The organism is Mycolicibacterium sediminis, from assembly GCF_010731735.1.
GTDB classification, from domain to species: domain Bacteria; phylum Actinomycetota; class Actinomycetes; order Mycobacteriales; family Mycobacteriaceae; genus Mycobacterium; species Mycobacterium sediminis.
In genome coordinates this window covers 4,375,777-4,390,244 of the sequence record NZ_AP022588.1, presented here as the reverse complement: position 1 = coordinate 4,390,244, position 14,468 = coordinate 4,375,777, and the positions used below count along the sequence as shown (strand labels likewise).

The window sequence follows — 14,468 nt, the reverse complement described above, 5'->3', positions numbered from 1 at the left end:
CCGGTGACCGTCCGGATCGGTACCTCCGGGTGGTCCTACGACCACTGGGACGGCGTGCTGTACCCGACCGGCCTGCCGGTCGCCGGACGTCTCGCACGCTACGTCCAGGAGTTCGACACGGTGGAACTCAACGCGAGCTTCTACCGGTGGCCCAGGGATGCCACCTTCGAGGGGTGGAGCAGGCGGCTGCCCGACGGCTTCACCATGACCGTGAAGGCGCACCGGGGCCTGACGCACTTCCGGCGGCTGCGCGACCCGGAAGCCTGGGTCGAGCGGTTCGAACGCTGCTGGCGCGCGCTGGGCGAGAGGCGCGAGGCCATCCTGGTGCAGTTGCACCCGGCGATCGACCGCACCGACGACGCCGTCGGACTGCTCAACCGCTTCCTCGCCGACATGTCGGACTGGATCCCCGTCGCCGTCGAGTTCCGCCACCCGTCGTGGGATGCGGCGGACGTCTACGACCTCCTCGAACGCCACGGTGCCGCCTACGTCGTGACCAGTGGGCACGGCCTGCCGCTCGTGCCGAGGGCCACCAGCCGGCTCGTCTACGTCCGGATGCACGGCCCGGACGACAGGTTGTACGCGGGCTCCTACACCGACGACGCGCTCCGGTGGTGGGCCGACCGCATCGGCGAGTGGCAGGACGAGGGCCGCGACGTGCTCGTCTACTTCAACAACGACGGCGAGGGTCATGCGGTGCGCAATGCGCGCACGCTGAAGGGGCTGCTCGCCGGCGTGCCACCGGCCTAACATGCTTGATCGTGGCGTACGACGAGGACCTGGCCAACCGCATCCGGGAGCTGCTCGCCACCGAGCGCGGCGTCGAGGAGAAGCGGATGTTCGGGGGGCTGGCCTTCCTGGTCGCCGGGCACATGGCCGTCGCGGCCAGCGGACGGGGCGGGCTGATGGTCCGCGTCCCGCCCGCCGACGCCGAGGAACTGCTGTCCCGGGAGCACGTCACGCAGATGACGATGGCCGGCCGCCGGACGCGGGGGTGGTTGCTCGTCGGCGACGACGGGGTACGCACGACCCGCCTGCTCAGCGCGTGGGTGACACGCGGAGTGCAGTGCGCGAAGGCCCTCCCGCCCAAGTAGCCGACCCGTTTCGGTACGCGGGACGGGGGTAGCCGACAGGGGATGAGTGACTCGAGACATTCCGCGCGACGGCGCTTCGGGGAGGCGGGCCGGACCTTCTCCGAGGAGGCCGGCGTCCGCCTGAGGGACAGGCCGGCGCCGCTCTTCCGACTTCTGGTCCTGGCCATGCTCGTCGGCAAGCCGGTCGGCGCGGACGTCGCCGCACGCGCCGCACGCTCGCTGTTTCGGGCCGGCTTCCGGTCACCGCGCGCAGTCCTCACCGGAGACCGAGACCGGGCGGTGTCGGTGCTGAATCGTGCGGGATGTGCGCCCGAGGACGACGGCTCGGCCGCCGATCTGTGTGACGTCGCGAGGCGAGTCCAGGACGAGTACGACGGCGATCTGCGCAACCTCGGCGTGCGATCAGGCCAGGACCCCGCTCGACTCGTCGACGAGGTGATGAAGTTCGCAGGCGTCGGACGGCGAGGCGCGCAGGTGTTCGTGCGCGAGATCGCTGCGGTGTGGCCGTGGTTGCGGGGACGGTTCGACGACGACGTGACGGCCGGCGGATCGGACTCCCGATCGCGCGGACACGACGCGCTTCGATAGGTCCGGGTGCGCGGTCCACAGGTGCTTCCGGCAGGCTTGACCGCACGATGGGTGCCTACACACGCGTTGCGACGGTTGCCGCCACTCTGCTCTGTCTGGGATGTTCCGGTCCGGTGGTCGACACCGGTGAGAAGCCACCGGCCACCAGTACCAGCACCACGCCGGCGCCCCCGCCGCCGCAACCGAGCCTGGTCCACCTGGTGAACAACTTCGACTACGCCGCGGCGCAGGCCGACGGCACCACCGCCTACTACTTCACCAGTCCGAGCGGCCGGTGGCGGTGCGCGATCGTGCCGCGGGTGACGGCGGGCTGCCAGACGGCGAGCCAGTCGGCGCTCGGGATCACCGGTGCCCCGTCGACCGTGCCGGGCACGGACGGCGAGGCCTCGACCCCTAACGTCATCGAGGTCCCCAAGGAGGGTGAGCCGCGGTTCAGCGCGGTGCCGGGACCCGCCTTCGCGCGCCCCGACGGGACGCCCGTCGTGCTGCCGTTCAACCGGGTGCTCTCGGTCGCCGGCTTCCGCTGCAACGTGCAGGAGGAGTCGGGTGTGTCGTGCATGTCGGACAAGACGACCCGCGGCTTCACGTTCTCGCCGGAGGCGTTCACGTGGCAGTACGTCGACGTGCCCGCCGATGCGCCGTGAGCGCGCGCTGACGGGGAGCGACGCCCCGATTCCGACCCACCTGCCCACCAGGCGGGTGATCAGGCTCGCCGGTCTGACCGACCAGCAACTCGCGGTGGCCCTCGATCCGCTGCCCGACGGCGTGCCCGTGACCCTGCGATACGACCCGGCTCCCGACCGGCACACGGCGCAGGACGTCGTCGACGACGTCCTGGACCGCATGGAGGCCGTGGCGCTGGACCTGTTCCCCACCTGGCTGCCCGGCGCCGAGGGGATCACCCATGGCGGCGACTTCGACCGTCGCGTCGCCCGCGAACTGGCCCATCGGCACGCCGGGTCGAGCGCCCACTTCGGGCCGTTCCTCGCCGACGTCGCCGAGGCGGCACTGACCGGGAGGACTCCCGACCGCCGCCTGCCGCGAGAGGCTCGGGCGGACGGGCTTACGCGGATCATCGCGGACGGGTACGGGCGCGACGGCGTCATCCTCGTGGTCGCTCCCACCGACCCCGTGGACGACGACGTCCAGATCGCCCTGGCGCTCGAGTGGCTCGTCGGCCACGCGGCGATCGGGGTCTGGCTCGTGCCGGGCGCCCTGCCCGGCGTCGACCGGTACCCGACCTGGTCGCTGGCGGTCCCGCCCTACGTCGGCGCGATGAGACCGGCGGCACCCACCGTCGCGAGGACGCTCGAGTACCCACCGGTCGCCGGGATGCCGCACCCCGCGAGCGAGGCCGAACAGGCCCTGGAGCGGCGACTCGCCCAGTGCGACTGGGCGGTCGGCCGCAGGTGGAACCAGGTGTATGCGAGTCACTCGCTGGCTCCCCCGATCCGCGTCGACCTGATGTGGCCCGCCGAGCGATGCGCCGTGGAGATCGACGGACCGGATCATCGTGGCAGTCTCAAGTACGCGGCGGACAGACGGCGCGACAACGGCCTGGTGCTCGACGGCTACGCGGTCCTGCGATTCACCAACGACGACATCGCCGACGACCCCGTGCGGGTGATCGCGGACATCGAACGCCTGCTATCCAGGAAGAGAATCGACGAAGGGAACCTGCGGTGAGCGTGCCCCCGGACGAACTGACCGGCACCCAACAGGCGGTGTTGCTGGTTCTGATGGCCGAAGCGCGGGCCGTCCGCAACCCCGAGCTGGCCGAACTCGGACCCAAGCTGGACAAGCCCAACCGCGACGAACTGGTCCGCCGCGGCCTCCTCGAGGTGACCGTGGAGAGGCCCGCCATGCTGCTCGAGCTGACGGACGCCGGGTGGGTGACGTGTGCGGCGATCATCGGCGCCGACACGCCGGATCGGCCGTCGGGCCAGGGCAAGGCCCTGTACACCGTGCTCAAGGCGTTGCGCCGCTACGTCGATCGCCACGACCTCCCGATCAGCGACGTCTTCGGCCCGCCGGACGAGGACCCCGTCGTGCAGACCACCGGCCCGAACTCCGACGACGCCGTGAACCGGCGCGACCAGCCCGATGCGCCCGCAGGCGACGTCGAGGCGAGGGTCCGGGCCGCCTACGCCACGCTGGTGACCCGCCCCGGCGGCTGGGTCGACCTGGTGCGCCTGCGGCGAGAACTGGCCGACGTCGCCAGGCACGACCTCGACGCCACGCTCTCCCGGATGTACCGCATCCCCGGGGTCAGCCTGGTGCCCGAGGCCAACCAGAAGACGCTGAGCGCGGAGGACCATGCCGCCGCGATCTCCATCGGCGACCAACCCAAGCACGCGATCGCGATCGAGGACTGATGGAACCGTTGGAGAGGGAAGCTCTCAGCTCGCTGCGTCTGTCGTGGGCACCCACGGCAGACGACCTGTGGCACTCCCAGGGCGCACTGCACGTGCCGGGATTCAACGACAGGGCCCTCGACGAGGTCATGTCGGCGTTTGCCGATGCTGGCCGCGAACCGCAGTCCAGCCCGCTGGGCGTCGTCGTGCAGGGGCCCGCGGGTTCCGGCAAGACCCATCTGCTCGGCCAGGTGCGGGAGCGCGTCCAGGCCGCAGGCGGGTTCTTCTTCGTCGTCGAGCTGCTCGACGCCACGAGCTTCTGGGAATCCGCGCGCAGCAGCATCCTGCGCAGCCTGAACCGTCCCGCCGAGGGCCGCGAGACCCAACTCAAGGAACTGCTGTACCAGCTGTGCTCGGTGGCGCCGGTCTCCCGGGTGGACCGCAAGGCGATCATCGGCGACGACCCGTTGACCCCGGAAGTCCTGAGCCGCTTCATCAATGCCCTGCGCACCGCCGATCCGGCGACGGTCGGGCAGACGCGACACACGCTGCGCGCGCTGGTGCTGTCCGCAGCCATGGACTTCGACGTCCAGGACGTCGGACAGGCCTACCTCAACAACGCCGAGGACGTGGACGACTCGGGACGCAGGTTCTGGTCGATCGGCGTGTCGACGCTGTCCGCACAGGAACTCGTCCGCGACATCTCGTGGCTGGTCTCGCTGGCCGGTCCGGCGGTGCTGGCGATCGACCAGATCGACACGCTCCTCGCGCAGGGCGCGGACCGGATCGACTCCACCCGCGCGGATGGCACCACCAGCAACAGCGACGTCGAACACGTTGCGCACGGGCTGATGTCGATCCGCCAGAACATGCGACGGACCGCCGCCGTCGTCGCGTGCCTGCCCACGGCCTGGGAAGCCATCCGGCACCGCGCCACCGACACGGTTGCCGACAGGTTCCGGGAGGCGACGAAGCTGCAGGGCCTCCCCAGCGCCGACGTCGGGCGCGCGATCCTCGAGCGACGGTTCACGGCCAGCTACCGCGCCGTCGAATTCGACCCGCCGTACCCGAGTTGGCCCATCCTCCCGTCGGCGTTCGACGACGCGCCGGACTACACCCCGCGAATGTTGCTCAAGCGGGCCGACACTCACGTCCGCGCGTGCCTGGACCGCGGCGTCGTCGAGGAGCTGGCGCAGCTTCGCTCGTCCGCGACGGACGACCCCTACGAGCGCTCAGGCCGGGGCGAGGACGTCCCCGGGGACAGCACCGAACTGGACCGCAGATTCGCCGACTACCGGCGGCGCGCCGTGGGAGCCGCGGCGCTCGATCCCGAGGGCGAGGACACCACCGTGCCCGTCCTGCTGTCGGCCGCACTCGACGCGTGGATCACCGAACGGGGCGACGCCGAGCAGACGTTCCGGCTCGATCCGCCGCCACCGACCCGCCAGGCCCACCTGCACGGCAGGCTGCGGCAAAGCCTCGACGCCGGCGGCGACGACGAACGGCACTGGGGCTTCCGCGCCATCGCCAGCACCAACGCCGTTGCCACGCAGAGCCGCATCAAGAACGCGTACTCCGCCGCGGGCTTCGGGACGAACGTCGACAAGCGCAAGCTGTTCCTCCTGCGCAACATCCCGTGGCCGACCGGTGCGAAGACCTCCGCGCTGCTCGCGGACTTCGAGCAGGCCGGTGGCCGGACGCTCACCCTCACCGACGACGACCTCCGGACGCTGTCGGCTCTGCGGGACCTGATCGCCGACAACCACCCGGACCTGCCGGCCTGGCTGCAGGCGCGAAGGCCCGCGCACGGCTTGGCGTTCCTGCGCGACGCACTCGGCGACGTCGCCGGTCCTCCGCCGCCCAAGGCCCCGGATACTCCGGTGGAGGACATCGAGGAGGAGGACGAGCGGGACGACTCGGGCGACGACGGCCCTGAGGACGTCTCCCCCACCGCCATCCCGCTCGGCGTGGACGACGCATCGGGTGAGCGCCTGAACGTCGACCTGCTCGCGCTCCGCAAGCACACCGCCATCTTCGCCGGTTCGGGTTCGGGCAAGACGGTCCTCATCCGGCGGCTGGTCGAGGAATGCGCCCTGCGTGGTGTGTCGTCGATCGTGTTGGACGTCAACAACGATCTGGCACGACTCGGACTGCCGTGGCCGGAGAAGCCGAGCGGCTGGCGGTCGGCCGACACCGCGCGCGCCGAGGACTACCTGACCAACACCGAGGTCGTGGTGTGGACCCCCGGTCGCGGTGGTGGCAGGCCGCTGTCGTTCCGACCGCTCCCCGACTTCGCGAGCGTGGCCGACGACCCCGACGAGTACCACGAGGCCGTCGAATTCGCCTTCGCCGCAATGGAGTCGCACGCCATGATCGCCGGCAAGACGCCGAAGGCGAACCAGTCACGTGCGGTGCTCCGCGAGGCGCTGCAGTGGTACGGGCGGCAGCCGTCGCCCACGCTGCCCGGCTTCCTCGCCGCGCTCGCAGACCTGCCCGACGGCGTCAGCGTGATCAGCAACGCCAGGGACCGGGCCGGTGAGCTCAGCCAGAATCTGCGCGCCGCCATGGTCAACGACCCGATGTTCGGTGGCCGCGGCGCGTCGGCGGATCCGGGGGCGCTCATGACGCCGTCCCCTGGCTACCGGGCCCGGGTCTCGGTCATCAGCATGGTGGGGCTCCAGAACGACCAGCAGAAGGCCGGATTCGTCAGCCAGCTGCAGATGGCGATGTTCGCGTGGATCAAGCGCAACCCCGCCGGCGACCGACCGCTGGGCGGTCTCCTCGTCATGGACGAGGCGCAGAACTTCGCCCCGTCCGGTCGCAGCGTCGTGTCGCTGCAGAGCACGCTGGCGCTGTCGTCGCAGGCGCGCAAGTACGGCCTGGGCCTGGTGTTCGCGACGCAGTCCCCCCGGGGCCTGCACAACAACATCCCGGGCAACGCGGCGACGCAGTTCTACGGGCTGTTGAACTCCCCGAATCAGATCGCCATCGCGAAGGAGTTCGCCCGCGTCAAGGGCGGCTACGTGTCCGACATCAGCAGGCTGCGAGCGGGCAACTTCTATGCGGCGCTGGAGGGCAGCGCGTTCCACAAGATCACGACGCCGTGGTGCCTCTCCCATCACCCGCACAGTCCCCTCACCACCGAGGAGGTGCTGGAGCTCGCGCGTCGGCCGTTGCGGCCGCGCACCTGACCGCGAGTGCGGGCTCGAGACACGGATTCTGCGGAATCGGGTGTATCGACCCGCACACTCGGCAGCAGAGGCGTCAGTACTCGACGCGGAAGCCGCCGATCATGCGGACGAGGTTGCCGTCCGGGTCGGTGAGCGTCGCCAACTGGACGCCCTTGTTCACGTCCTCGACGTCGCCGACCCCCAGGCCGGCGGAGCGGGCCCGGTCGACGTGGGCCGCCAGATCGTCGACGGCGACGTTGACCAGGCCGTGACCGGCACGCTGCTCGTCGACGAACACCTGCACCCAGCCACCGGGGACCACCTGCCACTCGACGAGCGGTGGCATGGGGTTGTTGTCGGCCGGGCGGCCGAACAGCTTCTCGTACCACGCGCCCGACACCTCGATGTCGGACACGGGGACGACGGCCAGTACGTGTTCGAAGGACACGGTCCATCCTCTCGTCGGGTTCTGCACGGGTAGACCGCCGCAGGCGGCGGAACTCATCGCCAGACGAGTGTGGGCCCCGTGTCCACATCCTGGATCGAATGCGTACACGGGGCCCACCGTCGCCCCGGCGAGAGCCTGCCGGAACTCTCGATCAGGGCTGTTTCTGCCCCGGGATGCCCTCGTAGGCGATGTCGCCGGTCTCGAGGTTCTTCTTCGTCAGGTCCACCAGGCCGTCGAGGAACTTCTGCCGATCGGTCACCACGTGCTGGATCGCGACGTCGACGTTGTCCTTGGTGATCGCCGGCATCACGTACACCGGCTCGGTGTTCACCTTCTCGCCCTTGACCAGCGCGTTGGCCACGGCCAGGCCGGCCGACAGCTCGACGGTGCCGTTCTGCAGCGAGGTGCCGATGAACTCACCGCTCTTGACGGCGTTCAGGCCGTCCTCGATGCCGTCGATGCCCACGATCGGCACGTCGGTCCGGTTGGCCTCCTTGAGCGCCTGCAGCGCGCCCAGGCCCATGTCGTCGTTCTGGGCGACGACGCCGTTGATCTGCGGCCCGAAGCTGGAGATCCAGTTCTTCATCTTGTTGACGGCCTCGTCGCGCTTCCAGTTGGCCGTGTCCTTCGCGAGCACCTTGATGTCCGGGTACTTGGCGAGCACGTTGTCGATGCCCTTGCCGCGGTTGATCTCGCCGGAGCCGCCCAGCGGTCCCTGCAGGACCACGATGTTGCCCCGTCCGCCCAGGCGGTCGGCCATCATCTGCATCTCCTGCTCGCCGGCGGCGACGTCGTCGGGCTGCACGTTGCCCGCGAGGTCCGGGGTGTCCAGCGCCGCGTTCACGGCGAGCAGCGGAATGCCCTTCTCCTTGGCCGCGGCGACCTGGGGTGCCAGCGAATCAGCCTGCACGGGAACGACGATGATCGCCTTGACGCCCTGATTGATCAGCGAGTCGACCTGGCCGGCCTGGGTCGACACGTCGTTGTTGGCGGAGTTCCAGACCAGCTCGATGTCGTTGGCCTTGGCATAGGTGTCCATGCCCTCCTTGCCCGCGGTGATGAACGAGCTCATGTCGTACACCGTCACGCCGATGCGGGTGGTGTTGCTGTTGGCCTCGGTGTCGCCCGCACCGCACGCCGTCATGGTCAGTCCGAGCACGCCTGCCGCGGCGATCGCCCCGACCCGGGTGGACAGTCTCATCTGATGGTTCTCACTCTCTGCTTCGTGGAATCGGTTGCGTGACGCGGTGTCACGGTTGCTTCTGGCCGGGGATGCCCTCGTACGCGATGTCGCCGGTCTTGAGGTTCTGCGTGGTCAGCTCGGTCAGTCCGTCGAGGAACTTCTGCCGTTCGGTCACGACGTGCTGGATCGCGACGTCGACGTTGTCCTTGGTGATCGCCGGCATGATGTACACGGGCTCCTTGTTGACCTGCTCGCCCTTGGCGAGGGCGTTCGCGACGGCCAGGCCGGCGGACAGCTCGACGGTGCCGTTCTGCAGCGAGGTGCCGATGAACTCACCGCTCTTGACGGCGTTGAGCCCGTCCTCGATCCCGTCGATGCCCACGATCGGCACGTCGGTGCGGCCGGACTCCTTGAGTGCCTGCAGCGCACCGAGACCCATGTCGTCGTTCTGGGCGACGACGCCGTTGATCTGCGGCCCGAAGCCCGAGATCCAGTTCTTCATCTTGTTGACGGCCTCGTCGCGCTTCCAGTTGGCCGTGTCCTTGGCGAGCACCTTGATGTCGGGGTACTTGGCCAGGGTCTGCTCGATGCCCTTGCTGCGGTCGAGTTCGCCGGACTGACCGAGCGGGCCCTGCAGGATCACGATGTTGCCGCGACCGTTCAGCCGGTCGGCCATCATCTGCATCTCCTGTGCGCCGGCGGCGACGTCGTCGGGCTGGACGTTGCCCGCGATGTCGGTGCTGTCCAGTGCCGCGTTGACCGGCACGAGCGGGATGTTCTTGGCCTTGGCCGACGCGACCTGCGGCCCGAGCGAATCAGCCTGCACGGGAACGACGATGATCGCGTCGACGCCCTGGTTGATCATCGAGTCGACCTGGTTGGCCTGGGTCGACACGTCGAGGTTGGCGGAGTTCCACACCAACTCGATGTCGTTGTCCTTGGCGTACTGGTCCATGCCCTCCTTGCCGGCGGTGATGAACGAACTCATGTCGTACACCGAGACGCCGACGCGGGTGGTGTCACTGTTGGCCTCGGTGTCACCCGCCCCGCACGCCGTCATGCCGAAGCCCAGCACGGTGGCCGAGGCAACCGCGAACATCTTCGTTCCCAGTCTCATTGTGTTCTCTTTCCTTGGGTGGGGTTGAATCCGAAACTTCGGTGGCCCGCCGGGCGGGCGGTCACGTTCGTCGTCGTGAGGACCAGACGTCGACGGCGACGGCGGCGACGATCAGCACGCCCTTGATGACGTCCTGCCAGTAGGCGGGCACGACGAGGATGTCCAGACCGTTGTTGAGGGTCTGGATGATGAACAGGCCCAGCACGGTTCCCCAGATCGTGCCGCGACCGCCCATGAGGCTCGCGCCGCCGATCACGACGGCGGCGATGGCGTCGAGCTCGTAGCCCTGACCGAGGTTGGGCGGGCCGGAGATGACGCGCGACGCCAGCATGACGCCGGAGATCCCGGCCAGCAGGCCCGACAGCGCGTAGACGCTGAACAGCACGTTCTTGGCGTTGATGCCCGCGATCTCGGCGGCGTTGCGGTTGCCGCCGACCGCGTACACGCGCATGCCGTAGGTGGTCCGCTTCATGACGACCGCCAGCACGACGATACCGAGGATCATGACGAGCACGGGGATCGTGAGGCCGAGCACCTTGGTGTTGGCGATGGACCCGAACTCGGCGGGCAGACCGTTGATCGGGGCGCCGCCGCCGATGACGTACGCCAGTCCCGACCCGGCCGTCAACGTACCCAACGTCGCGATGAACGGTGGAACGTTGATGCGCGAGACCAGGATCCCGTTCACCGAGCCGACGACCAAGCCGACCAGCATGGCGACCGAGACCGTCATCCACACCTGTCCCGGGTTGGCCTTGGCGGTCGCGGCACCGGCCATCGCCGACACCGCGATGACGCTGCCCACCGACAGGTCGATGCCGCCGGTGAGGACCACGAGCGTCTGCCCGAGCGCAATGAGCGCGAACGGCGCCGCGGCGACGAGGATCGTGACCAGGTTGTCGACGGTTCCGAATCGCGCACTGCGGTAACTGAAGTACGCGATGACCAGCAGCATGATGATGACCATCGAGTACCGCAGCGCGATGCCGCCGAGCCATTCCCGGGAGAACAGCTTGACCGGTTCCCCGGTGATCGGCGACGTCACGACGGTCTTGGACGACTCCGGTGCGTCCTCGGTGTCGAGTGGGGTGCTCACTGTGCTGCCTCCGGTGAATCGGGCCGAGCCTCGGCCGTCGGGGTTGATGTGTCATGGCCGGGTTTCGGCCCGTCCAGGGCGGTCGCCATGCGGAACACGGATTCCTGAACCGTCGGATGATCGAGTGCGTCGCGGTCGAGTTCGCCGACGAACGCGCCGTCGCGCATGACGAACGCCCGGTGCGACAGCCCGATGATCTCGGGCATGTCCGAAGACGCCATCACGACGGCCATGCCGGCCTCGGCGAATTCGGTGATGATGCGGTAGATCTCGCTACGGGCCCCGACGTCGACGCCACGCGTCGGCTCGTCGAGCAGCAGCACGTTGACCTCGCCGGTGAGCCAGCGGGCCAGCACCACCTTCTGCTGGTTGCCGCCCGACAGCGTGCCGACGAGCTGGCCCAGCCCGCTGCTGCGCAGCCGGACCGACGTCATCACGTCCGACACGGCCTTCGAGCGCGCCTTGCCGCGCAGCCAGCCGGCCACGCTGAACGACGACAGCCGCGGCAGCGAGCCGTTGTCCAGCACGCTCATCGACAGCACGACCCCGGAGATCTTGCGGTCCTCGGGCACCATGGCCATGCCCTCGGTGATGGCGGCGGCGGGTGAATTGCGCTTCACGGCACGGCCGCGCACCACGATCTCCCCGGCCGAGGTGTGCCTGGCACCGAAGATCGCCTCGAGCAGCTCGGTACGGCCCGCGCCGACGAGCCCTGCCAGACCGACGATCTCGCCGGCCCGCACCGAGAACGACACCGGCTCCGATGCGCCGTCGACCTGCAGGTCGCGCACCTCGAGGACCGCGTCGGACTTCGGAGGGACGCGAGAGGGGAACAGTGCGTCGAGTTCGCGGCCGATCATCGCGGTGACGATGTCGTCGTCGCTGACGCGATCGATGGTCTCGTCGAGGATCAGCCCGCCGTCGCGCAGCACCACCACGCGGTCGGCGATCGCACGGATCTCGGCCATCTTGTGGGTGGTGTACACCATCGCCACGCCGTGCTCGCGGAGCCGACGGACGATCTTGTAGAGACCCTCGACCTCGCGTTCGGAGATCGCGGACGTCGGCTCATCGAGCATGACCACGCGGGCGCCGGTGCGTGCGGCCTTGACGATCTCGACGATCTGGCGCAGTCCCACGGGCAGGCTGCCCATGCGCGCGGTCGGCGGGATGGAGACGTCGAACACCGCGAGGGTGTCCTCGGCCTCGCTGATCATGGCCCGGCGGTTCAGGAACGGCCCGACCGTCAGTTCCCGCCCCACGAAAAGGTTCTCGTAGACGGTCATGTCCTCGATCGAGGCGAGCTCCTGGGGCACGATCGCCACGCCGTGCCGGACGGCGTCGCGGGTGTTGCCCGCCGCGAGGTGCGCACCCTGCACCGTGACGGTGCCCGAGTCGGCGGTGTACTGGCCGCTGACGATCTTCATCAGCGTCGACTTGCCCGCACCGTTCTCACCGGCGAGTGCGGTGACGGTGCCCGGCGCCAGGTTCAACGAGATGCCCTTGAGCACCGGGACGCCGCCGAAGCTCTTGCTGATGTCGGCGCATTCGAGCACCGTTTCGGTCACGACGAACCTCCTGCGCGGATGAGCACCTTGACGTTCTCGGGGTCCGCCGACGCGGCGAACGCCTCGGGGGCGTGATCGAGGTCGAACTCGGCGCTGACGATCTCGTCGACCGGGACCGTGCCGGACCGCAGCAGGTCGATCGCCGCCGTGAAGTCCTCGCGCACGTACATCAGGTTGCCGACCAGCGCGAGCTCCCGGTCCTGAATGAGGTTGAGCGGCACGCTGGTCGGGCCCTCGGCCACGCCGACGATCATGATCGCGCCACCCTTGTCGACGAGGTCGACGGCCTGGGCGACGGAACTCTCGAGGGACACGCAGTCGATGACCACGGCCGCGGGGCCGCCGAGCAGGTCGAGTGCGAGGGCCACCGCATCGTCGGCGGTGGGGTCGAAACTGCCGACCGCACCGAGGCGTTCGGCCCGTTCCCGCTTGGAGGCGAGCAGGTCGGCCACCACGACCCGCGCGCCCGCGTGCCGGGCGGCGAGCAGCGTGAACAGGCCGATCGGACCGGCGCCGATGACCACGACGGGCCGGTCGCGCAGGTCGCCGACGAGTTCGGCGGCACGGCGCACGGTGTGCACCGGGGTCGCCAGCGGCTCGATCAGGATGGCGTGGACGTCGTCGAGGTCGTCGGGGATCGGAACCAGGCGGTCGGTGGCCACCGTGAAGGAATCGGCCAGCGCGCCCGGGGTCTGACACCCGAACACCAGGAGCTCGCGACAGATGTTGTAGCGACCCGCCACGCACTGCGTGCAGTGTCCGCACGCGAGGTTGGGCTCGAGCGCCACGCGGCGGCCCACCCACTCCGGGTCGACGTCGGCACCGACCGCCTCGACGACCCCGACGGCCTCGTGGCCGGGCCGGTAGGGCAGGTCGATGAACGGGTGCCGGCCGCACGCGGCGTGCAGGTCGGACCCGCAGACACCCACCAGCGTCGTGGAGACCCTCGCCTCCCCCGCTGCGGGTTCGCCGCGGGAGACGGTCTCGAACACCACGTCGTCGAGGGCGTTGACGACGACGCGCCTGATGGTGGTGACGTCGTCGACGGTGGGCGTCACCATGCGGTGTACCCGCCGTCGGCCACCAGCACGGAGCCGGTGATGAACGACGCGGCGTCGCTGGCGAGGAAGACCACGCTCGGCGCGATCTCCTCGGGCATCGCGTACCGCTGCTGGGGTGCGTCGTCGATCCAGTGCCGCTTCAGGTCGGGGCGGTCGACCGGCGCCATCTCGGTCTTGCAGTAGCCCGGCGCCACGGCGTTGACCCGGATGCCGAGCGGGGCCCACTCCGCGGCAAGGGACTTGGTGAGGTGGTGCACGGCCGCCTTGGAGGCGTTGTAGGCGGGCTGCATCTGCGGGCGGTTGACGATGAGGCCCGACATCGAGCCGATGTTGACCACCGAGCCGCTGCCGCGCTCGCGCATGTGGGCGCCCACCGCGAGCGAGCACGCCCACAGCGCCTTCACGTTGAGGTCGAACACGTCGTCCCACTGCTGCTCGGTGACGTCCCAGGACTCGGCGTGGTAGCAGGTCCCCGCGTTGTTGACCAGGATGTCGACGTGTCCGAGGGCCGCGATGGCTTCGGCGGTCATCCGCGCGACGTCGTCCGCGCGGGTGATGTCGGCGGCGATCGGGTGGAACTCGTGGCCCTGCTCCGCAGCCTCGGCGACGACGACGTCGTTGCGTTCGGCACTGCGGCCCGCGATGGCCACGGTGGCGCCGGCCTCGGCGAGGCCGAACGCGAATGCCTTGCCCAGGCCCTGATTACCGCCGGTCACCAGTGCGGTGCGGCCGGTCAGGTCGAAGGGGGACGTCTTGGTAGCGCTCGCGGCGCCGGTCTGTGTCACTGGG

The 14,468-nt window shown here is 69.6% G+C and carries 14 protein-coding genes; 7 read left to right on the top strand and 7 right to left on the bottom strand.

All coding sequences use genetic code 11. The features are described 5' to 3' along the window. Window positions 1–3: 3 nt before the first annotated feature. The 7 genes from G6N64_RS20970 (at window position 4) to G6N64_RS20940 (ending at window position 7,227) form a co-directional block, all read left to right on the top strand. Complete coding sequence (locus tag G6N64_RS20970; RefSeq protein WP_163799412.1) at window positions 4–750, top strand: DUF72 domain-containing protein; 747 nt, start codon at window positions 4–6, stop codon at window positions 748–750. Window positions 751–761: 11 nt separating this feature from the next. Next, window positions 762–1,094 carry a TfoX/Sxy family protein gene (locus G6N64_RS20965; protein WP_163799409.1) on the top strand — a complete coding sequence of 111 codons (333 nt, stop codon included), beginning with the start codon at window positions 762–764 and terminating at the stop codon, window positions 1,092–1,094. Between the two features lie 42 nt (window positions 1,095–1,136). Continuing rightward, a complete protein-coding gene (locus tag G6N64_RS20960; RefSeq protein WP_163799407.1) occupies window positions 1,137–1,682 on the top strand; it encodes a 3-hydroxyacyl-CoA dehydrogenase in 546 nt (181 codons plus the stop codon). Window positions 1,683–1,795: 113 nt separating this feature from the next. Further along, the gene (locus G6N64_RS20955; protein WP_246230736.1) at window positions 1,796–2,326 is read left to right on the top strand and encodes a hypothetical protein; all 531 of its coding nucleotides are present in this window, start codon (window positions 1,796–1,798) and stop codon (window positions 2,324–2,326) included. Next, window positions 2,316–3,368, top strand: coding sequence for an endonuclease domain-containing protein (locus G6N64_RS20950; protein ID WP_246230735.1), 1,053 nt, complete (start codon window positions 2,316–2,318; stop codon window positions 3,366–3,368). The genes G6N64_RS20955 and G6N64_RS20950 overlap by 11 nt, the downstream gene beginning before the upstream one ends. Then, entirely contained in the window at window positions 3,365–4,057 is a 693-nt protein-coding gene (locus G6N64_RS20945; RefSeq protein WP_174266854.1) for a hypothetical protein, read from the top strand. Before G6N64_RS20950 ends, G6N64_RS20945 begins: the two co-directional genes overlap by 4 nt. Then, window positions 4,057–7,227, top strand: coding sequence for a helicase HerA domain-containing protein (locus G6N64_RS20940; protein ID WP_163799404.1), 3,171 nt, complete (start codon window positions 4,057–4,059; stop codon window positions 7,225–7,227). The genes G6N64_RS20945 and G6N64_RS20940 overlap by 1 nt, the downstream gene beginning before the upstream one ends. A gap of 73 nt (window positions 7,228–7,300) precedes the next feature. Here G6N64_RS20940 and G6N64_RS20935 read toward each other — a convergent pair whose 3' ends face one another. The 7 genes from G6N64_RS20935 to G6N64_RS20905 all read right to left on the bottom strand — a co-directional run bounded on the left by G6N64_RS20935 (window position 7,301) and on the right by G6N64_RS20905 (window position 14,464). Next, window positions 7,301–7,654, bottom strand: coding sequence for a VOC family protein (locus G6N64_RS20935; RefSeq protein WP_163799402.1), 354 nt, complete (start codon window positions 7,652–7,654; stop codon window positions 7,301–7,303). 151 nt (window positions 7,655–7,805) lie between these two features. Beyond that, window positions 7,806–8,855 carry a substrate-binding domain-containing protein gene (locus G6N64_RS20930; protein ID WP_163799400.1) on the bottom strand — a complete coding sequence of 350 codons (1,050 nt, stop codon included), beginning with the start codon at window positions 8,853–8,855 and terminating at the stop codon, window positions 7,806–7,808. A gap of 49 nt (window positions 8,856–8,904) precedes the next feature. Next, entirely contained in the window at window positions 8,905–9,954 is a 1,050-nt protein-coding gene (gene thpA / locus G6N64_RS20925) for a sugar ABC transporter xylitol/D-threitol-binding protein ThpA (RefSeq protein WP_163799398.1), read from the bottom strand. A gap of 61 nt (window positions 9,955–10,015) precedes the next feature. Continuing rightward, window positions 10,016–11,050, bottom strand: a complete 1,035-nt coding sequence (locus G6N64_RS20920; protein WP_163799396.1) for an ABC transporter permease — start codon at window positions 11,048–11,050, stop codon at window positions 10,016–10,018. Beyond that, on the bottom strand, window positions 11,047–12,618 hold the full coding sequence (locus G6N64_RS20915) for a sugar ABC transporter ATP-binding protein (RefSeq protein WP_163799394.1): 1,572 nt from the start codon (window positions 12,616–12,618) through the stop codon (window positions 11,047–11,049). The genes G6N64_RS20920 and G6N64_RS20915 overlap by 4 nt, the downstream gene beginning before the upstream one ends. After that, window positions 12,615–13,679 carry a zinc-dependent alcohol dehydrogenase gene (locus G6N64_RS20910; RefSeq protein ID WP_163799392.1) on the bottom strand — a complete coding sequence of 355 codons (1,065 nt, stop codon included), beginning with the start codon at window positions 13,677–13,679 and terminating at the stop codon, window positions 12,615–12,617. Before G6N64_RS20910 ends, G6N64_RS20915 begins: the two co-directional genes overlap by 4 nt. Continuing rightward, window positions 13,673–14,464: an SDR family NAD(P)-dependent oxidoreductase gene (locus G6N64_RS20905; RefSeq protein ID WP_163799389.1), complete on the bottom strand. Its 792-nt coding sequence runs from the start codon at window positions 14,462–14,464 to the stop codon at window positions 13,673–13,675. Before G6N64_RS20905 ends, G6N64_RS20910 begins: the two co-directional genes overlap by 7 nt. Between the last annotated feature and the right edge of the window lie 4 nt (window positions 14,465–14,468).